This is a genomic window from uncultured Azohydromonas sp., assembly GCF_937926365.1.
GTDB lineage: Bacteria > Pseudomonadota > Gammaproteobacteria > Burkholderiales > Burkholderiaceae_C > Azohydromonas.
The window spans coordinates 1-19,147 of the sequence record NZ_CALAOH010000220.1 but is presented as its reverse complement, the minus strand read 5'-3'; the positions used below and the strand labels follow the sequence as shown (position 1 = coordinate 19,147).

Below are 19,147 nucleotides of genomic sequence, written 5' to 3'. Positions count from 1 at the left end.
TGCTATGAGGACAAGCAAAGTTTAGGCGCCGTCCACAGATAACGCGAACAGCGCCACGTTCATACAGTGATATCGCCTTGAACCTACGGATGGAGCGCCACATGGACTATGTCGATGGTTTCGTCGCGGCCGTGCCCACGGCCAACCGGGAGATCTACAGGCAGCACGCCGAGAAGGCGGCTGCCGTGTTCAAGGAGCACGGTGCGCTGTCCCTGGTGGAGTGCTGGGGCGACGACGTACCGGAAGGGAAGCTGACTTCCTTTCCCATGGCCGTCCAGCGGCAGCCTGACGAGACGGTTGTGTTTTCCTGGATCACCTGGCCGTCGAAGCAGGTGCGCGACGAAGGGATGAAGAAGGTCATGGAAGACCCACGCCTGCAGCCCGACACCAATCCCATGCCCTTCGACGGCAAGCGGTTGATCTACGGCGGCTTCCAGATGATCGTGAACGCCTGAGGGCTGTCGGGCATCACGCCTGACGCGGCTCCTGCTCCAGGAAGAAACGCAGCAGGTGCGCCATGACGATGGGCGACTGCCACTGCCGGGCGTCCAGGCGCCGTATGAGCGTCGGGTTGGCCACGCCGGCTTGCACCACATGGGCCCGCAAGCGCTCCATCCATTGCGCTTGCTCGTCGGACGGCAGCGCTTCAAAAGCCAACCGTGCCCGGGCCAGCGCCTGGGCCTGTCCATCGGCGCTGCCGGCCCGTGATGCCGCTGCGGCAACCGCGGCAATCAGCCTGGTCGGCGCCGGCGTGGCGCGTGTGGCCGCCTCCCCGGCGGAAGCCGCGTGGTCGAAGCCGGCCAGGATGGTCTTGAGGTAGGCGGCCTTGTTGACGATGGGCTTGTTGCCCGGCCCGCTGTAGCGCTCCATGGCATCGAGGGCGCGTGCCACCGCGGCTTCGCCATGGCGCTCGATGAACGCGTCCACGTCATGCTCGCGCAGGCCCAGTGCCAGCGCGCGCGCGACCTGCGTGACGTCGGCCGGCTGCTCGGCACTGACAGCCACCTTGGCCGCGGACTTCTTGCGCACGGCGAACTGCACGTCCGAGATGGCCCGGCCCTCCTTGAATTCGTGCAGCTCGACCTCCAGATCGCTGGCCTCGTTGATGTCCCGGATCGCCGGCGCTACGAACTCGTTCTTGAACTTGCGCCACTCGCGTTGCTTGGCCAGCTCCGAACCCTTGAGCACCGCGACCCACCAGCTCCAGTGCTGGCGGGCCGTGACGCCACCCGGGTTGTCGCGGTAGCGCGCGCAGATCTCGTAGAGCGCCACGGCGGTGTACGTGCCCAGCCGGGCGATGGTTTCCAGCTCCAGCCGCGCCCAGCGGTTGGGGCCGAGCATCTGTTCCTTGATCGTGGGCGGATAGAACCAGGTCACCCAGTTCTCGCCGTTCTTCTTGTACAGCCGCACCTCGGCCAGCATGTTGAAGCTGCGCAGCTCTTCACGCACCTCGGCCTCGGCCTGGAGATCCTGCGCCGCGATGCCTTCCAGCACGGCCTGCGAGCCTGCGGCGCTGGGCAGGCTCCACTGCTCTCCGCGGCTCAACGGGCGCCATTCGATCTTCGTGGACATCATCTGGTCGATGTAGCGCTTGGCGTCGGCAGCCACGTTGCTGCCTACCCCGAAGCCGTTGAGGATCGCCTTCAGCGGCGCGCTGAAGCCTGCGTCACCCGTGTCGCCCTGCCGCTGCGCCAGGTGCAGCATCACGTTGTAGGCCTTGCGGGCCGTCACGGTGAGCGTCCTGTTCAGCGGGACGATGGCCAATGCGGCAACCGGCTTGTTCAGGGTGGTCGCAGGGGCGTCCTGTCTGTTCTGGTGCGACGGCTTGGCCATGGCCCAGTATATGTCCGCAATCGTTTGGACACTAAGCCGCGTGACATCGGAAAACCACGGACTCGAATTCCCGGACAGTTCCACCCTCCCGTGGTGACGGGCAGGGGTCGAAAAGCCGGACAGTTGCTGCCCGCTGCGTCAGGTCAAGGAACAGGAATTCCCGGACATTTCCCGGTGCTTCGTCTCTGCAGAACTGATGCAAGTCAGCCCGGACAGGGCCAGGGCCCCGGACGTATGGCTTTGCCGCTGCAGGGCAGGAAAAGCCGGACGTTTGGCGGATCGGCGGACAGCAGAACAGGAAAAGCCGGACGTGTTTCGGCCCAAAGCCGGACGGATGTAGCGGAAAAGCCGGACACATGGAATCTGCAAGTTGTTGATTTTTATAAAAAAAACAGCCTTATCCACAGTCCCAAAATCTTGAAGTTTTGAAGTCTTTAAAGATCGACGACATGGAGCAGACAAGACTTCAAAACCAAATGTCCGGTTTTCCATGGCTGCAGCGTTGGAAAGACGCGAGTTTTGCGTTTGCCGTGGACTTTCGCGTCTGCTCATAAAATCTGCTGTGATAACAAACCTTGTATGCAAAGGAGCTTCCTGGTGGAATCGTTGCTGAGGAACAGTAGCCGCTCGATCTCGCTGGACGCGATCAGTGATCAAGCGGAGCGGGTCAAGTCCATCGTGGCGCAGGTGCGCGGCGCCATGCTGGCGCCGGACGCGCGTAAGAAGGCCCCCGTCTTCTCCACCACGCAGCTCATGGGCCTGACCGGGCTGGACAAGGGCCAAGTGGACTACCGCGTGCGCAAAGGCGATCTGCCCAGCGGACGGCTCAACAGCACCGGCTCGCGGCGCGAGTTCATGCTGGAAGAAGCGCGGCAGTGGGTGCGTGACGTGCGCCGCGACGAACTGCGCCCTGAAGGTGCTGAAGCGGTCACGATCAGCGTGGGCAACTTCAAGGGCGGGGTGACGAAGACCACCACGGCCTTGACGCTGGCACAAGGCCTGAACCTGCGTGGTCACCGGGTGCTGGTGATCGACTGTGATCCCCAGGGCAGCCTCACGACGCTCTTCGGGCTGCTGCCAGACTCGGAGGTCAACGTGGACGACACGGTGTTGCCGCTGTTCACGGGCGACCAAGCCGACATCACGTATGCCATCCGCCCGACCTATTGGGAGGGCATCGATCTGGTTGCCGCGGCCTCGTTCCTGTTCTCGGCGGAGTTCGTGCTGCCGGCCAAGCAGAGCAAGGATCCGAATTTCGAGTTCTGGAACGTCCTGAACTACGGGCTCGATCCGGTGCGGCTGGACTACGACGTCATCATCATCGACACGCCCCCTGCCCTGTCCTACACCACCATCAATGCGCTCATGGCCAGCGACGGGATCATCATGCCGCTGCCGCCCAGCGCGCTGGATTTCGCATCGAGTGCCCAGTTCTGGGATCTGTTTTCCGACCTGACGACGCAGTTGGTGAAGAACCGTGGCGGCAGCAAGGAGTTCGCCTTCATCGACATCCTGCCGGCCAAGGTGGAGTCCACCGACCAAGCGAGCCTGGTGGTGCGCGAGTGGATCGCCGCGGCCTATGCCGAGAAAGTGCTGCCGGTGGAAATTCCCAAGAGCATGGCGGCCAGTACTTCCAGCGCGGAGTTCGGGACCGTGTACGACAGCGGCCCGGCCAATGCCAGCACCCGCACCTTCAAGCGCGCTTATGAGGCCTATGACCGGCTCGTGGAGCTGATCGAAGACCAAGCGCAGACCTTCTGGCGCAAGCAACTGGGAGCCTGAGATGAGCACGGGATCGCCTGTGAAGAGGAAGGGGTCAGGCATCGCGTTCGTGCTGCCGCAGTCCCGTGAGGAAGCCGTGCCGGCTGCGGACGGAAGCCCCGCAGCCGTGGTCCCCGCTGCAGCACCTGCACCGAGGCCCGTACCGCGCACCGGTGTGGGGTTGCTGTCCACGACCGTGTTCGAGACCAACAAGCTGGAGCAGCGCATTGAGTCGCTGGAAGGCGAACTGCGCAAGCTCGAAGGCGAGCGCGGTGGCCAGTTGATGGACGCCCGCAGCATCGTCCCGAGCCACTGGGCCAACCGGCATCCGGACTCCTTCGCTGACGCGGACTTCGAAGCGCTCAAGCGCGAGATCCAAGATGCCGGCGGCAACGTGCAGCCCATCAAGGTACGCCCGCTCCCGGCCGGGCGGGTCGAGGGGAGCGAAGGGGCGGCCCGCTACGAGATCGTCTTCGGACACAGGCGGCATCGCGCCTGCCTGGAACTCGGACTGCCGGTCCTGGCCATCGTGCAGGATCTGCAGGATCGGGATCTGTTCGTGCACATGGAGCGCGAGAACCGTGGCCGACAGAGCCTGTCGGCCTGGGAGCAGGGGCGCATGTACCTGCGCGCGCTCAACGAGGGGTTGTTCCCTTCGAACCGGCAACTGGCCGCAGCCATCGGGCGGGACATCAGCGATATCGGCAAGGCCTTGCGCATCGCACAACTGCCGCCCGAGGTCGTGGGCGCGTTTTCCTCGCCCAATGCTATCCAGTTTCGGTGGGCAGCTGACCTGCACAAGGCGCTGGAAAAGAACCCCGACGCGGTGCTGGCCGCGGCTCGCAGTGCCGATATGGTCGATGGACGCTCGCCTGCGGCCCAGGTGTTCAAGGCCTTGACGGCTTGCCTGAAGGACGAAGCCCCCAGGCGCAGCCTTCGTGCCCGGCCCCTACGCGAGATGGATCTTGGCGAGGGACGGCGTGGCACGATCAAGGCTGATGCCGCAGGGCGTACGGTCATCGAACTGGATCCGCTGGTTCTTCCCGAAGGCCAGTGGAAGGCTTTTGAGGCGGCGCTTCGCAAGCTTCTGGACTGAGCGGCGGGGGGTAGGACGGTCCTCCCCCCCGCCAGCGCATCAGCTTCGGTGCGTCAATGGCCTGCTCGCGCTTCACGTGCGCGGCATTCTGCTGTTTCGTGATGTTGGACTGGGGGTGGGACCGTCCTACCCCCTCCTGCCGCCACGCCCGCCATCTGTGCCGTGCACCATCGAGTGATGCGAAGGGACTGGTGGTCTCATTGGGGGTGGGACGGTCCTACCCGTAGCACGAGCATCTTCCGCGAGGACCGGGGCGCAGGAATCCAAGTTCCGTCACCTCACGCAGCGCCGCAAAAGCCGCCGTCCTGTCGGTCTGCTAAGCATGGATGCCCGTGCATCCCATCACGCTGTGGATGGGCCTGATGACATGCGCGGCCCATGCAGCCATGACTGGCACGGTGGCGGTCTGGGGTTGTCCCGGGCCAGGCGGACAAACCCTGTGGGCTGAACACTGTCCATGTCATCGCCGCAAGGGCGGTTAGGTGAATGCTCTGCCGTTTTGAAGCTACAGACCTGCGAGCACCATGGGAAGAAAATACTCTTGCGTTTAGTTGGCAAAGATTATTGAGGATTATCTGGGTTGTTTATGACGATGTGGGACAGGAAAGCTTCGTGGTCGCCGTCGATGCCGCCCAGCGAGCACGTCAAGACCTTTGAGCCACTGGATTTCCTGACCTTTGCGCTCTTTGCACCGGGCATGGCGCTGCTGTGAGGCGTGTTCGCGGTGGGCCGCGTAGGAGCATCTGGGTGCCTGTGCGGCCCTCGGCGTGGCGTCTATCGACATTCATAACGTGGGCCTGAACCAGCATGCGTTCCTGCAGGCATTTGGCGCCGACGTGTTGCTGGCGCTGTGTGCCGCGGGCTGATCAGCGCACCGGCGCAGCCATGCGCAGAAGGCGGAACATCCCGCAGGCAGCATCGTGCCGCTTACGAACAGGGCACCTGCGCGGTAGAGATCGAGCCGCCTGAGCGTCGGGCCGGCTTGAGCCCCAGCCCTTTCAAGGTGGTCAGTCGGTTCGCCCCCAGCGGTAGGGATCAACGCCATGGGCACGCGCCTCGGGGCGGAGCCATGCCGTTAGCCCAGATAATGCAGACATCGTTACTCCAGCGCACTGCGCGAGCAGGTCGTGCCGCTGTCACGTGCCTTCTCGTCGCCTGTAGTCTGGGTGGGGCGGGCTGCAGCAGCGGCGAGCGGGTCTGGCGTGCGTGCATCGTGCCAACCGAGCAGGCGTCCTGTCTTCCACGCAGCGGACATCGAACCAGCTGCGTCGAAAGGGGCGTTTCTGTGCTGTGGCGCAGGCCCTGTTCCAGCCCCAGTGCCTGACCGCGAACGGGCACGGCTTGCTGCTGGACCACTGTTTCCGGGCTCAGCAAGTCCTCCAAGTCCTCCATGACCTCCATCGAAGCGCCTGGTGATATCGACTCCGTGAAGCTGCTGGTCGTGGACGACATGCCGCAGAACCTGCTGGCGATGCAGGCACTGCTGCTGCAACCCGGGGTGCAGGTGCTTTGCGCCTCCTCTGGCATGCAAGCGTTGGAGCTGCTGCTGGAGCATGAGGACGTGGCGCTGGCGCTGCTGGATGTGCGTATGCCGGAAATGGACGGCTTCACGCTGGCCGAGCTCATGCGCGGCTCCAGCCGCACGCGCGACATTCCCATCATCTTCGTCACCGCCGCGCCCGACGATCCGATGAAGCTGTTCCGAGGGTACGAGGCCGGGGCTGTGGACTTCCTGCACAAGCCGCTGGAGCCGTACGTGCTGCTGGGCAAGGTGCGCGTGTTCGTGGAGTTGCACCGCCAGCGCCGGCTGCTGCACCAGCGCAACGAGGAGGCGCGGATCGCCGCGGAGCGCATGCAGCTCGCGCTGGCGGCCGGCGCCATCATCGGCACCTGGATGTGGGACCTGTCCACCGGCAATTTGACGGTGGACGAGCGCCTGGCCGAGAGCTTCGGCATCGATTCGGCCTTGGGCCACACCGGGCTGTCGCTGGAGCAGGTGCTCGCCAATGTGCACCCCGAGGACCTGCCCGGGCTGCACTTGACCATCGGGCAGGCCCTCTCGCGCGGCGGCGCTTGCAGCCATGAGTACCGCGTGCGCGGCCGCGATGGCAGCTACCGCTGGGTCCGGGGCAACGGCCGGGTGGACCGGGCCGATGACGGAGCGCCACTGCGCTTGCCCGGTGTGGTGCTTGACATCGAACATCGCCGCTCGCTCGAAGCCGAGCGCGATCGGGCGCTGGAGCTGCTGCGCGCCTTCGCGGATGCCGTGCCGGGCATCGTGTACGCCAAGGATCACCAGGGGCGACTGCTGATCGGCAACCGGGGTGTGAGCGAATTCATCGGCCAGCCGCCGCAGTACTACCTCGGCAAGACGGATCTGGAGCTCCTCGGCGACCCGTCACAGGCTCAGGCCGTGATGAGCAACGACCGCCGGGTCATGGACAGCGGCGCGACCGAGCAGATGGAGGAAACGGTTAGCCGCGTGGATGGCACACCCACCGTCTGGTTTTCCACGAAGGCGCCGTTCCGAGACGCCGAGGGACGTGTCATCGGCATCATCGGCGCGTCGCTCGACATCACGGCGCGCAAGGCCACCGAGGCACGGCTGGCCGAGCTCAACGCCACGCTGGAGCGCCGAGTGCGGGAGCGCACCGCGGAGCTGGCCGCCGCGCGCGATGCCGCCGAGGCCGCCAACCGCGCCAAGAGCGCGTTCCTGGCCAACATGAGCCACGAGATCCGCACGCCCATGAACGCGATCCTGGGTCTCGCGCACCTGCTCGCGCGCGAGGACGCCACGCCGCGGCAGGCCCAGCAGCTGGCCCGGATCGAGGCCGCGGCGCGACACCTGCTGTCCGTCATCAACGACATCCTGGACCTGGCCCGGATCGACGCGGGCAAGCTGACACTGGAAGAGCGCGACTTCGAGTTGCCCGCGTTGCTGGAGCAGGTGCGCTCCATGGTGGAAGAAGGCGCCATGGCGAAGGGGCTGCGCCTGGAGGTCGAGGCCGGCGAGGTGCCGCGGTGGCTGCGCGGCGACGAGACGCGCGTGCGCCAAGCGCTGCTCAACTACGCGGGCAACGCCGTGAAGTTCACCGAGGCCGGCCGCATCGTGCTGCGGGCGCGGCAGCTGCAGCAACGCGAGGACGGCGCCCTGCTGGTGCGCCTGGAGGTCGAGGACACCGGCCCGGGCATCGAGCCGCAGCAGGTGGCACGACTCTTTGATGCCTTCGAACAGGCCGATGCTTCCACCACGCGCGAGCACGGCGGCACGGGGCTGGGGCTGTCGATCACGCGGCGCCTGGCTGAACTCATGGGCGGCAGCGCCGGCGCGCAGTCTCGCCCCGGTGGTGGCAGCGTCTTCTGGTTCACGGCATGGCTGGGCCGCGGTGCTGGCGGGAACACTTCCGACGGCACACCCGCGCAGCCCGACGCCGAGCTGCGTCAGCGCCACGCCGGTGCCCGGGTGCTGGTGGCCGAGGACAACCTCGTCAACCGCGAGGTGGCGCTGGCGCTGTTGCGTGCTGTAGGGCTGGAGGTGGACTTTGCCGAGAACGGCCGCATTGCGATCGACAAGGCGGGCCAGCAGACCTATGCCCTGGTGCTGATGGACGTGCACATGCCCGTGCTCGACGGACTGCAGGCGACACGGGGACTGCGTGCGCTGCCTGGACTACAGAGGCTGCCCATCCTGGCCATGACGGCCAATGCCTTTGACGAGGACCGTGCAGCGTGCCTGGCCGCGGGCATGAACGACTTCGTGGGCAAGCCGGTCGAACCCATGGCGCTGTACGCGACGCTCCTGAAGTGGCTGGACCGCCAGGCCGGTGCACCGGCCGCCACAGCGACGGCGCTGCCTGGATCAGACCCGAGTACCGGCTCGGCCTGAATACAGGAAAGGCGTCTTCGCGTCCTCGGCGCTGGACGCGGCGTCGAAGACCGGGCAGGTGGACCTTTCATTCACGAGAAGTGCGACCCCAACTCGGGCACTGCCGTGAACACATCGGCTTCCAGGCCGTAGTCCTGTCAAAAACCAGCATGCACAACATACTCGGTTCAACTCAATCAAGTCATCCCTGCCGGCTCCGGCCTTGAGAGAGAGGAAGGGCAAAACAGGTGGAGGGTAGTGAGGGAATTGGACGTTGCTACTGGTATGTTGTGGTTGCTTGTGCTGGCCGCAGTCTCCCTACGAAGCCATGGTTCGGAGGGCAAGGCCGCGGTGAAGGCCGCCGCACACCGAAGGAACGCGGGCGTGATATCCCTCACACCGTGATATACCTGGGCGCAGACAGTTCGCCGTGACGAATGCCTCCATGACAAAGAAGACAAGGCCGATGACCAAGGGCGACTACGAGCTGCTGTCCGAGTTTCGATACCAGCTGCGCCGCTTCATGCGCTTCAGCGAGGAGGCCGTGCAGGCCGAAGGGCTGACACCGCTGCAGTACCAACTTCTGCTGCAGTTGAAGGGCTTTCCGGGGCGGGAATGGGCCACCATTGGCGAGCTGGCCGAACGGCTGCAGGCGCGGCACCACGGCGTTGTCGCGCTGGTCACCCGGTGCGAAAGCGCCGGACTGGTGCGACGGGTGACCGGGTCGGTTGATCGCCGTCAGGTCGAAGTCCACCTCACCAGGAAGGGCGATCAGTGCATTGCGCGGCTTGCCGGGCTGCACCGCACGGAGCTGCGTTCGTTGTCAAACGTGTTCTCGGTCGAGAACATTGGCGCATTCAACGACGAAAGCATGGCCTGAGCTGGTTCGAGGTAGCGCCGACGTGGCCGAGCCAGTCACCGCTGCCGCGCGTGTCCGTCGGCCAGCGCACCGTCGCGGCTTGGTGCTGTCGTTTTCCCGGCATCACTGCCGATCTCGATCATCAGATTGGGGTCGAAAAGCGGGTTCTCGTTGACACCGCCTTTTGCATAGCCTCGCGGATTGCAGACCACGCGTGTCCCGTTGAGCGTGTAATCGAAGCTGTCATGGGTATGGCCATGGATCCAGAGCTGCACGCGGTCGGCGCCCAGAAGATGCTCGGCCTTGGAGACGAAGCACGCGTTCAACAGCGAGCCGGTAAACCGCGGATGGATGCTCCGGGTTGAAGGAGCATGGTGTGTGACGACGACGGTGGAACCGTCGTGAGGTGCTCTGAGCCGGCTGTCCAGCCAGGCGGCGTGCCGTTCGAACAATGCCGCGGCATCTTCTGGCGTGAACGCCGAGTTGGCCGACGTGGTACCCCGGATCCGGCTGAAATCGCGTATCGACTCTCGCGCCTCGGCCATGGCGGCAGCCTTTTGCTCGCCATCGCCAAACAGCCCAAAGTCGCTCCACAGCGTCGTGCCAAGAAAACGCACGTTCCCGAGCACGACTTCGCCCTCATCGAGAACGTGGACCCGCGTGCCGGTGCACAGGTGCTTGAGATCTTGCGTGACCGCCTCGATGCAGCTGCCGTAGAACTCGTGGTTTCCGGGGACGTAAACCACCGGTCGCTCGAAGCGCAAGGCCCAAGCCACCGCCTCGCGGTGGCGCGAGATGTCGCCGGCCAGGACGACCACGTCAGCATCGTTCTCCGGACGGTCCATCGCGCCGAAGCCCAGGTGCAGGTCCGAGAGGATGTTGAGTTTCATGCCAGCCTCGCAGCCCACCTCAACCGGTCCACCGCCTCGGCGGCCAGCCGCCGCACGATTTCACCGGCCGGTTCAACACCGTTGATCAGGTCGACTCCTTCGCCTGCCCAGACGACGGCCACGTCGTGGTCCGCGGCCTGTACCGCCGATGCGTACACGGGCTGCTGTACGTCCAGCTGTGCGGCCAGTTCTTCCTCCCGGCCTCTCCAGCGCTCGACGAAGCCATTGCGCAGCGCGCGCCCGTTGTACGGCTCGGGCCAAGCCAGCTTGCGCACCACGTCGAATGCCGTTGTCCTGCAGGTGTCTTCGCCGTGGGCCGCAACGATCCTGCGCTTGGCTTGCGGGTGGCCCAGGGCCTCTTCGCTGGCGTAGAACCGTGTGCCCATCAATGCACCCTGCGCGCCGAGCATCAACGCTGCCGCCAGGCCGCGTCCATCGGCAATGCCGCCGGCCGCCAGCACCGGCGTCGATGCCACCGCATCAACAACGGCAGGCACCAACGGCAGCGTCGAGCGTCCAGCGCCGTGGCCACCCGCTTCGGTGCCTTGCGCCACGATGACATCAGCGCCAGCGTCGAGGGCCAAGCGTGCGCCGGCCACGTCCTGGACCTGGCAAATCAGGCGGCACCCGGCCGCCTTGACGATCGCTCCATACGCCCTCGGGTCACCAAAAGAGAGCATGACAGCGTGCGGTTTGTACCCGAGCACCATGTCGACGATCGCTGCATCGACCGACCAGGTGATGAGGCCAACTCCCCATGGCTTGCTGGTCTCGCCCTTCACCAGCGACAGCTCCCTGCTGAGCCAGGCGCTGTCTCCATAGCCACCGCCGACAAGACCCAGCCCCCCAGCGTTGGAAACGGCCGCGGCCAGTCGACCGCCCGACACCCCGCCCATGGGCGCAAGCGCGATCGGGTACTCGATGCCGAACATTTCGGTGAGGGCGGTACGGAGCATCGGTGGGCCTCGCAAGGAACGGTCGGGGTTCCCCGGAAAATATCACGACATGATGCATGTCCAGCCAAAGAGAGTGACACCGTGCCCCTGTTTGCTGCTGCTGCCACGTGGCCTTGACGGGTGACGTGTCCCGGAAATCAGCCCGTGTTGCTCTCGTGCGCGAGCCGCATCGCCATGCCTGCGCCCGCTCCAGGGGTATTCCGGAACGCGAACGGCCGTGGCGTCGTCTATCCCCATGCAAGGGTTGCGATCGCGCGTTCATGGGGAGCCGCTGGACGCAGCCCGCAAGCAGGAGCCATTCATGTTGAAGAAGACGCTCATGGCCTTGTGCCTGTGTGCAGCAGGCATGGCCTCAGGGCAGCAGATCAACGACGCGCAAATCGCCGCGATCGTGGTCACTGCCAACCAGGTGGACATCGATGCCGGGCAGCTGGCGCAGTCGATGTCCCAGTCGAAGGATGTCCAGCAGTTCGCGCAGCTCATGGTCACCGATCACACCGGCGTCAACAAGGCGGCGACCGATCTGGCCCATAAGCTCAACCTCAAGCCCGAGGACAACCCGACAGCACAGAGCCTCAAGCAAGGCGGTGATGCGAACCTCGCGAAGCTCAAGAGCCTCAAGGGCCACGCGTTCGACCGCGCCTACGTCCAGCACGAGGTCACCTACCACCAGGCCGTGATCGACGCTCTGGACAAGACACTGATCCCGAATGCGCGCAACGAAGAGCTCAAGGCGCTGATGGTGAAGGTGCGCCCGGCGTTCGTGGCCCACCTGCAGCACGCGCAGTCCCTCCAGGCCTCGCTGCCAGCCGCGCCATGAGCGTGCTCCATCGCTCGGCCGGCGCCTGGCTCGGCCTGATGCTGGCAGCCGGTGGCGCGGCGGGCGATCCTGCCACGCACCGGGTGAGCATCGAGGCGATGCGCTTCAGCCCCGAGACGCTGACCATTGCGCCCGGCGACCGGGTCGTGTGGGAGAACAAGGACTTGGTTCCCCACACGGCCACGGCCGCCAGCGGCCAGAATTTCGACTCGCGCACTATGGCTCCAGGGGCATCCTGGAGCCATGTCTTTTCCATCAGCGGCAGCTTTGCCTACGTGTGCACGCTGCATCCCACGATGAAGGCCTCACTGATCGTCAGCCCACGATGAAGACTTCCAATGCCCAGGTAGCTGCGCTTGAAGACCGCGACGATGAGCACACGCTCGTGCAGCGCATCGCCTTGGGCGATCGCGCGGCGTTCGAATTGCTGATGCGGCGCCACAACCGGCGCCTGTTTCGGCTGGCGCGCGCCACGCTGCGCGACGACGCCGAGGCCGAGGACGCGCTGCAGGAGGCCTACCTCTCGGCCTACCGGGCCATCGGCGACTTTCGGGGCGAGGCGGCACTAGGAACCTGGCTATCGCGCCTGGTACTCAACGAGTGCCTGGACCGGCTGCGGCGTCAGGCACGGCGCGAGAAGGTGATCCCGATGGTCAGGCCCTCGAACGATGACGAGATGGAGCTCGATGCCCCGGCATCCCCGGATGCTGGCACTCCGGAGCGCTCCATGATGCGCGCCGAGATGCGGGCCTTGATCGAACAGCAGATCGACCAGCTGCCGCGCGCCTTGCGCCTCGTGTTCGTGATGCGCGAGGTCGAGGACATGGGCGTGGAGGAGACGGCGCGCTGTCTTGACATCCCCGAGGCCACGGTGCGTACCCGGCACTTCCGCGCGCGCTGCCTGCTGCGCGAGGCGCTGGAGCGTGAGATCGACCTGGCCCAGCGGGACCTGTATGAATTCGGGGGTGCACACTGCGACCGCGTGGTGCAGCGCGTGATGGCACGCCTGGACGGTGGCGGCTGAGGGAACCTCAGGAGCTCCCTGGTGCGACAAATGCCGCGTGGTGCAAGCGCGTTTGCATCCATGGCAGGCATTTCGAAGTTGCCGTTTCAACAACAAGCGCTGAACGGCGAAGTCCCGCGCGCCGAGCCTTGCGCTGAAGATGGCCCGCGCAGGCCCTGGCGGCGCAGGCGGTGCTGAACCTATGGCCGCTTGGGAATGTCGAGCCCCCGCGCTACCGCCGGCCGCGCCACGAAGCTCTGCAGGACGCGCGCGACCTCGGGGAAGCGCTCGATCTCGACGAGCTCGCCCGCGCCATAGAAGCCGACCAGGTTGCGCACCCATGGAAAGGTTGCGATGTCCACCACCGAGTACTCGTCGCCCATGATCCACTGCCGGCCGCTCAGGCGCTGGTCGAGCACGCCGAGCAGCCGCTTGGATTCGGCGACGTAGCGATCGCGCGGACGCTTGTCCTCGATGTCCTTCCCGGCGAACTTGTGGAAGAAGCCCAGCTGGCCAAACATCGGCCCGACGGCGCTCATCTGGAACATCAGCCACTGGATCGCCTCGTAGCGGGCGGCGGGGTCCTTGGGCATCAGGGTGCCGGCCTTGTCCGCGAGGTAAAGCAGGATGGCGCCGGATTCGAACAGGGCCAGCGGCTCGCCGTTGGGCCCGTGAGGATCGATGATGGCCGGGATCTTGTTGTTCGGGTTCAGCGCAAGAAACTCGGGCGAGAGCTGCTCCTGCTTGTCGAAGCTGACCAGGTGCGGCTCGTAGGGCAGGCCCGTCTCTTCGAGCATGATCGAGACCTTCACCCCGTTGGGCGTGGGCAGCGAATAGAGCTGGATGCGGTCAGGAAACTGCGGGGGGCGTTGCCGGACGATCGGGAAGCGGGACAGGTCGGTCATGGTTTGCTGGCATTGAGCGTGGACGACGACGCCGGACTTTCGCATGAAAGCGAATGGGCGTCCGGCCGGTGCGGCATCGTCAGTCCCCAACGTTGAGCACGCCACGACAGCGCTGGTCACGATCCATTGGCCGGAACAGCGCCTTGAGGTTGCCCGCGCCGAAGCCGTCGTCGCCCTTGCGCTGGATGATGGGGCGGGATACGGACCTTGCCGCCCTCCCAGGCCCGCTTCAGGCCGCTCTCGATCTTCCACAGCGCCTCGGGCTTCATCTGCGCGCGCAGGCTGGGGTCCGCGTACAGGCTGCCCGCGATGCCGGCAATGCTGAAGCTGCGCAGCACCAGCCAGGCCTGCCACAGCCGCTGCATGTCGAAGGGCGGCGCCACCGCCTCCACGCTGCAGCCCAGGGTCCGGAAATGGCGCAGCGCCTGCGTGCAGGTGTCCATCACGCCGGGCTCGGTGGGCAGGTAGCCGTTGAAGTCGCCCAGCCAGGCGACGCGCGTGCCCTTGAAGCCGCGGTCCAGCGCCCGGGTGAACTGCGCCGGGTCTTCGCCCAGCGACAGCGGCGTGCGCGCGTCGTAGCCCGCCTGCACCGACAGCAAGCATGGCCAGGTCCGCCACGCTGCGGCCCATGGGGCCTTCGTAGCCGAGCTGCTGCACGAAGACCTCGCCCGTGGGTCCGTAGGGCACGCGGCCGAAGGAGGGGCGCAGGCCGAAGACGTTGTTCCAGCCTGCCGGGTTGCGCAGCGATCCCATCATGTCGCTGCCGTCGGCCACCGGCAGCAGGTGCAGCGCCAGCGCCACCGCCGCCCCGCCGCTGCTGCCGCCGGCGGACTTCGTGGGGTCGAAGGCGTTGCCCGTGGTGCCGAACACGTTGTTGTAGGTGTGCGAGCCCAGGCCGAACTCCGGCGTGTTGGTCTTGCCCACGAAGATGCTGCCCGCGCGGCGCATGCGCTCCACCACGATGGCGTCGGTCTTGGGCACGTTGTCGCGCAGGATGGGCGAGCCCAGCGTGGTGACGATGCCCGCGGTGTTGGCCAGGTCCTTGGGCGCCTGCGGGAAACCGTGCATCCAGCCCACGCGTTCGCCGCGGCGCAGCTGCAGGGCGCGCTCGTCGGCCTGGCGCAGCAGCCCTTCAGGCTCCTGCAGCGACACGATGGCGTTGGCCTTGGGGTTCAGGCGCTCGATCTGCGCCAGGTAGGCCAGCATGACCTCGCGGCACGACACCTGGCGCCTGCGTATCGCCTCCGACAGGCGCACGGCGCTCCAGCCGGTGATGTCGCTTCCCCGGTCCGCCGCGGCGGCGCCCAGGGCCAGGAACTCGCGGCGGCCGAGGCTGCCTCCGGTTGCGCGGGCGTCGTGTTGCTGCATGGAAGTCTCCTTCGTTGATGGACCAGGGATGGATGCGTCCGGCACGGACGCGCCAGGCAGGCGCCGCCCGCCCCCTGCGGGGGCCAGGAGCCAGGCGCCAGGCCCGGGAACCGGTGGGTTTCAGGCGAGCCGTTGCGCCTGCATCCAGCGCAGGGCATTGCGCACGGCGCCGGGCGGTTGGCCCAGCTGTGCCGCCAGACCTTCGACACACGCTTTGCCCGGTGCGCGCCGGACGGCGTCGCGCAGCGCCGGCACGTCGATGCCGTCGATGAAGCGCACGCCGCGCGGGTGCCCGGGCGCGATCACCACGCGGCGCCGGACGATGAAGCCGTTTTCCACCACCGGCCGCTGCGCGATCGCGGCGGCCTGCGGCGCGGGCGTGGCGTCAGGCTCCGGCGGCGCGGCGTGCAGCTCGCGCCAGAACGGCGCGTCGATCCAGCGCGTCTCCGTGGCGTAGTGCTCGCGCGCCGCGCGTCGCCGCTGCGCAAAGATGCTGCGCACGCGCGAGGTGTAGAAGTCGCACGCCGCCTCCGCGTCGCCGGGGCGCTCCAGCAGCGTGCGCAGCGTGGGCGCGGCGGCCAGGGCGCCCGACACCGCCTCGAACATGCCGTGGCCCGACAGCGGATCGCTGGTGTAGGCCGCATCGCCGACGCGCAGGCCGTCAGGCCCGCAGCAGCCCCCGCGCAGCACGGCCTGGATGCCGCGCACGCCGGCGCCGCCCCGCGGCTGCAGGCGCGGGCCGAGCAGCTCCACCACCGCCTCCAGCCGGCGCAGGCCCGCTGCATGGACGGCGTCGAGGTCGCCGCCGTGGCGCTGGAGCGTGTCCGGGTGCAGCACCAGTTGCACCGTGGCCGACCCGTCGGCGTCCAGGGTTCCCCAGCTCCAGCCGTCCTCGAAGGATTCGGCGAAGGTGGTGCGCCGGCCCTGCGCGGCGCCGGTGAAGGCGCGCGACAGCGCCACCAGCGGCGCGCCGGCGGCTTCGTCCGGCGCCCACTTGGGCGCGGCGCGGCCCCGGCTCTCGACCACGAAGCCGGCGTGCGTGCGCCGCGGCGCGCCCTGCCCGTCCTCCCACTCGATGCGCCAGTCGGCCACGCCGACATGCTCCACGCGGCGCACCAGCCCCGCGCGCAGGTCCACGCCGGCCAGGAGCGCGTCCTGCCACAGCGCCGCGTCCAGCGCCTGGCGCTGCACCACGAACTCGCCGTTCATCTCCACCCGCGCCCCGGCCCAGCACGACAGCCGCCGCCACGGCGCGCCCAGCAGCCCCAGGGCCGTGTGGCAGCCCAGCTGCTGCAGCCCCTGCGCGACGCGGTAGGACAGCCCTTCGACGGCGGGTTGCGGACGCGGGCGGCCGATGACCAGCGGCGACAAGCCCGTGCGCCGCAGCGCGATAGCCAGCGCCAGCGCAGCGGGGCCGGCGCCGAGGATGACGATGTCGGCGTGTTCCATGTGGTTCTTACCCATACCGCCTCTCCGGTCCCACCCACGCCGCCTTCAGGAACAACTGCGCGCGCACCTCCGGCGCCGGCACGCCCCGCGCCAGCAGCGCGCCCACCAGCCCGCTGAAGCGCGCCGCCGCGTAGCTCGCGCCGCCGCCGCGCGCGGCGCTGTCGCGCTCCAGGAAGGGGTGCGTGCCGAAGTCCACCCCCTGCAGCCCCAGCCACGACACCTCGCCCGCGCGGCAGCGCGCGTCGCCCGACACGGCGAAGCAGCTTCCGAGCGCGGCCGGGTACACCGCCCCGCCGCGCGCCGGCGCCGACGCCACCAGCAGCACGCCGGCCTCGCGCGCCTGCCGGCAAGCGGCCTCCAGCACCGGGCTGCGCGAGCGCAAACCGAAACTCATGTTGATCACGTCCACCCGCTGCGCCGCCAGCCAGGCGATGGCCTGTGCCACGTCCGACACCGAGGCGTCCAGGCCGTCGTGGAACACCTGCGCGCTCAACAGCCGCGCCGTCGGCAAACCCTCCAGCACCAGCCGCGCCACGTGCGTGCCGTGGGCCAAACCGGCGCGGCCGGGCTGCCCCGCGCTGTCGCCGAAGCGGGCCACGGCCTCCACGGCGCTCGACAGCGCCGCGGCCAGGGGGCCGTCCACGATCCCGATGCGCACCGGCTTCATGCATGTACCCCCGCCGCGCCGGCCAGCTCGATCACCTGGTCGAACTCGCCTTCGTGCGCCGATCGGTGCGACACCACGATGCGCGTGCAACCGGGCAGCAGCGCCGCGATGCGCCGCAGCGTGCGCAGCTCCAGCGCCTCGTCCAGCGCGCAGGTGCCCTCGTCGATCACCAGCACCGCCGGCGCCATGAGCAGCGCCCGCGCCAGGGCCACGCGCTGGCGCTGGCCGCCCGAGAGCGTCGCGCCGCGCGGGCCCACCGGCGTCCGCAGCCCCTGCGGCAAGTGCGGCAGGAACTCGTCCACACCCGCGGCCTCGGCCGCGCGCCGCACCTCGTCGTCCGACGCGTCCGGCCGCCCGTAGCGGATGTTCCCGGCCAGCGTGTCGGCGAACAGCACCGCCTCCTGCGACACCACCGCCACGCGGCGGCGCAGCGCGGCGCGGTCCAGCCGGCGCAGGTCCGTGCCGGCCAGCAGGATGCCTCCCGCGTCCGGGTCGAAATGCCGGTGCAGCAGGTCCACCAGCGTGGACTTGCCGCAGCCCGAGGGCCCGCGCAGCAGCACGCTGCTGCCGGCAGCGAAACGGGCGTTCAGCCCGCGCAGCACCGGCCGCCCGGTGCCGGGGTAGCTGAAGCACAGGTCGCGGATCTCGACCTCGCCGCGCAGCCCCTGCGCGTCCGCCGCGGTGCCGGCCGGCAACGGCGTTACCTCGGCGCGCTGCGCCGTCAGGTCCGTCACCCGCTCCAGCGCCACCTTGGCGCGCTGCCAAGCCAACCACAGCCCCATGAGGGACTGCACCGGCGCGCTGGCGCGCTGCACGCAGCTGGCGAAGGCCACCAGCATGCCCAGCGTCAGCGCCTCGCCGCGCAGCATGGCGAGGCTGCCGAACACGAAGATGGCGACCACGCCCAGCGTCAGCAGCAGGTTCGGAACGCCCCCGCCCAACTGCCCCAGCAGCTGCAGCGCCACGGACTCGCGCCGCAGCGCCTCGTGCAGCGCATTCAGCCGCCGTGTCTCGCGCCCCTCGGCGCCATGCGTCTGAATGCAGCGCACCGCCGCGAGCTTCTCCACCAGGAAGGCCGACACTTCCACCCCCGCCTGCCGCGTGCGCCGCGACAGCGCCTCCAGGCGCGGGCGCACCAGCGCGCTGGCGACGGCGTTCACGGCCACCAGCACCGCCAGCAGCATCAGCAGCGTGGGGCTCCACAGGCCCAGCAGCAGCAGCGTGCCCGCCAGCATCAGCACGGCGTTGAGGGCCGACAGCACGGCATCCACCGCGAAGCGCTGCACCTCGCCCAGGTCGCCCTCCAGCCGTGCCAGCAGCTCGCCCTGGCGCACCCGGGCGTGGAAGGCCGGCGAGAGCGTGAGCAGGTGCGCGAACAGCGCTTCCCGCAGGCCGTGCAGCAGCCGCATGGACGCCTGCGCGTACAGCCGCCGGCAGGCGATGCCCACGCCCAGCGCCGCCAGCGCCAGCACCGCCATGGCGGCGCCGGCGCGCAGGATGGCGCCGGGGTCGCGCGCCAGCACGCCGTCGTCGATCAGCGCCTTGGTCAGCAGCGGCTGCGCCAGCCCCGCCGCCACGGCGGCGACGGACAGCAGCAGCACGGCGCCCAGGCGCGCGGCCTGTTGCCGCAGCAGCGGCCGCATCCAGGCCCGCAGCTGGCGCAGGCCCGCGGGGT

General features: G+C 68.0%; 17 protein-coding genes and 1 pseudogene. 9 read left to right on the top strand and 9 right to left on the bottom strand.

Annotation, left to right across the window (positions count from 1 at the left end):
* Positions 1–101 precede the first annotated feature (101 nt).
* Positions 102–455, top strand: a complete 354-nt coding sequence (locus Q0741_RS24475; RefSeq protein ID WP_298235808.1) for a DUF1428 domain-containing protein — start codon at positions 102–104, stop codon at positions 453–455.
* A gap of 13 nt (positions 456–468) precedes the next feature.
* On the opposite strand, the gene Q0741_RS24470 is transcribed toward Q0741_RS24475, so the two are convergent.
* Positions 469–1,731 (bottom strand): replication initiation protein, encoded by a 1,263-nt coding sequence (locus Q0741_RS24470; RefSeq protein ID WP_298235807.1) that lies wholly within the window; start codon positions 1,729–1,731, stop codon positions 469–471.
* A gap of 240 nt (positions 1,732–1,971) precedes the next feature.
* Positions 1,972–2,385 carry a hypothetical protein gene (locus Q0741_RS24465; protein WP_298235806.1) on the bottom strand — a complete coding sequence of 138 codons (414 nt, stop codon included), beginning with the start codon at positions 2,383–2,385 and terminating at the stop codon, positions 1,972–1,974.
* Between the two features lie 45 nt (positions 2,386–2,430).
* Here Q0741_RS24465 and Q0741_RS24460 point away from each other — a divergent pair, with 45 nt between their 5' ends.
* The 5 genes from Q0741_RS24460 to Q0741_RS24440 all read left to right on the top strand — a co-directional run bounded on the left by Q0741_RS24460 (position 2,431) and on the right by Q0741_RS24440 (position 9,435).
* Positions 2,431–3,615: an AAA family ATPase gene (locus Q0741_RS24460; protein WP_298235805.1), complete on the top strand. Its 1,185-nt coding sequence runs from the start codon at positions 2,431–2,433 to the stop codon at positions 3,613–3,615.
* A gap of 1 nt (position 3,616) precedes the next feature.
* Entirely contained in the window at positions 3,617–4,690 is a 1,074-nt protein-coding gene (locus Q0741_RS24455) for a ParB/RepB/Spo0J family partition protein (RefSeq protein WP_298235804.1), read from the top strand.
* 586 nt (positions 4,691–5,276) lie between these two features.
* Positions 5,277–5,402: a hypothetical protein gene (locus Q0741_RS24450; protein ID WP_298235803.1), complete on the top strand. Its 126-nt coding sequence runs from the start codon at positions 5,277–5,279 to the stop codon at positions 5,400–5,402.
* A gap of 678 nt (positions 5,403–6,080) precedes the next feature.
* The gene (locus Q0741_RS24445; RefSeq protein WP_298235802.1) at positions 6,081–8,576 is read left to right on the top strand and encodes a response regulator; all 2,496 of its coding nucleotides are present in this window, start codon (positions 6,081–6,083) and stop codon (positions 8,574–8,576) included.
* Positions 8,577–9,000: 424 nt separating this feature from the next.
* Positions 9,001–9,435 (top strand): MarR family transcriptional regulator, encoded by a 435-nt coding sequence (locus tag Q0741_RS24440; protein WP_298235801.1) that lies wholly within the window; start codon positions 9,001–9,003, stop codon positions 9,433–9,435.
* A 35-nt stretch (positions 9,436–9,470) separates the two neighbouring features.
* Here the strand turns inward: Q0741_RS24440 and Q0741_RS24435 are convergent, their stop codons facing one another.
* Positions 9,471–10,304 (bottom strand): metallophosphoesterase, encoded by an 834-nt coding sequence (locus tag Q0741_RS24435; protein ID WP_298235800.1) that lies wholly within the window; start codon positions 10,302–10,304, stop codon positions 9,471–9,473.
* On the bottom strand, positions 10,301–11,260 hold the full coding sequence (locus Q0741_RS24430) for a nitronate monooxygenase (protein ID WP_298235799.1): 960 nt from the start codon (positions 11,258–11,260) through the stop codon (positions 10,301–10,303). The genes Q0741_RS24435 and Q0741_RS24430 overlap by 4 nt, the downstream gene beginning before the upstream one ends.
* A 319-nt stretch (positions 11,261–11,579) precedes the next feature.
* Between Q0741_RS24430 and Q0741_RS24425 the strand changes: the two genes are divergently transcribed.
* From Q0741_RS24425 to Q0741_RS24415, 3 genes are read left to right on the top strand one after another with little or no spacing between them, the layout of a single operon-like run.
* Positions 11,580–12,080, top strand: a complete 501-nt coding sequence (locus tag Q0741_RS24425) for a DUF4142 domain-containing protein (protein ID WP_298235809.1) — start codon at positions 11,580–11,582, stop codon at positions 12,078–12,080.
* Positions 12,077–12,409: a cupredoxin family copper-binding protein gene (locus Q0741_RS24420; protein ID WP_298235798.1), complete on the top strand. Its 333-nt coding sequence runs from the start codon at positions 12,077–12,079 to the stop codon at positions 12,407–12,409. The genes Q0741_RS24425 and Q0741_RS24420 overlap by 4 nt, the downstream gene beginning before the upstream one ends.
* The gene (locus Q0741_RS24415) at positions 12,406–13,104 is read left to right on the top strand and encodes an RNA polymerase sigma factor (protein WP_298235797.1); all 699 of its coding nucleotides are present in this window, start codon (positions 12,406–12,408) and stop codon (positions 13,102–13,104) included. Before Q0741_RS24420 ends, Q0741_RS24415 begins: the two co-directional genes overlap by 4 nt.
* Positions 13,105–13,283: 179 nt before the next feature.
* Here Q0741_RS24415 and Q0741_RS24410 read toward each other — a convergent pair whose 3' ends face one another.
* The 5 genes and pseudogenes from Q0741_RS24410 to Q0741_RS24390 all read right to left on the bottom strand — a co-directional run.
* Positions 13,284–13,988: a glutathione S-transferase N-terminal domain-containing protein gene (locus Q0741_RS24410; RefSeq protein WP_298235796.1), complete on the bottom strand. Its 705-nt coding sequence runs from the start codon at positions 13,986–13,988 to the stop codon at positions 13,284–13,286.
* A gap of 230 nt (positions 13,989–14,218) precedes the next feature.
* Positions 14,219–15,296, bottom strand: a pseudogene (locus Q0741_RS24405) (amidase); the annotation flags it as partial.
* Between the two features lie 180 nt (positions 15,297–15,476).
* A complete protein-coding gene (locus Q0741_RS24400) occupies positions 15,477–16,820 on the bottom strand; it encodes a lycopene cyclase family protein (protein WP_298235795.1) in 1,344 nt (447 codons plus the stop codon).
* Positions 16,813–17,472, bottom strand: a complete 660-nt coding sequence (locus tag Q0741_RS24395; RefSeq protein WP_298235794.1) for a S8 family serine peptidase — start codon at positions 17,470–17,472, stop codon at positions 16,813–16,815. Before Q0741_RS24395 ends, Q0741_RS24400 begins: the two co-directional genes overlap by 8 nt.
* On the bottom strand, positions 17,469–19,147 hold a 1,679-nt coding region (locus Q0741_RS24390; protein WP_298235793.1), incomplete at its 5' end, for an ABC transporter ATP-binding protein. The genes Q0741_RS24390 and Q0741_RS24395, both read right to left, overlap by 4 nt.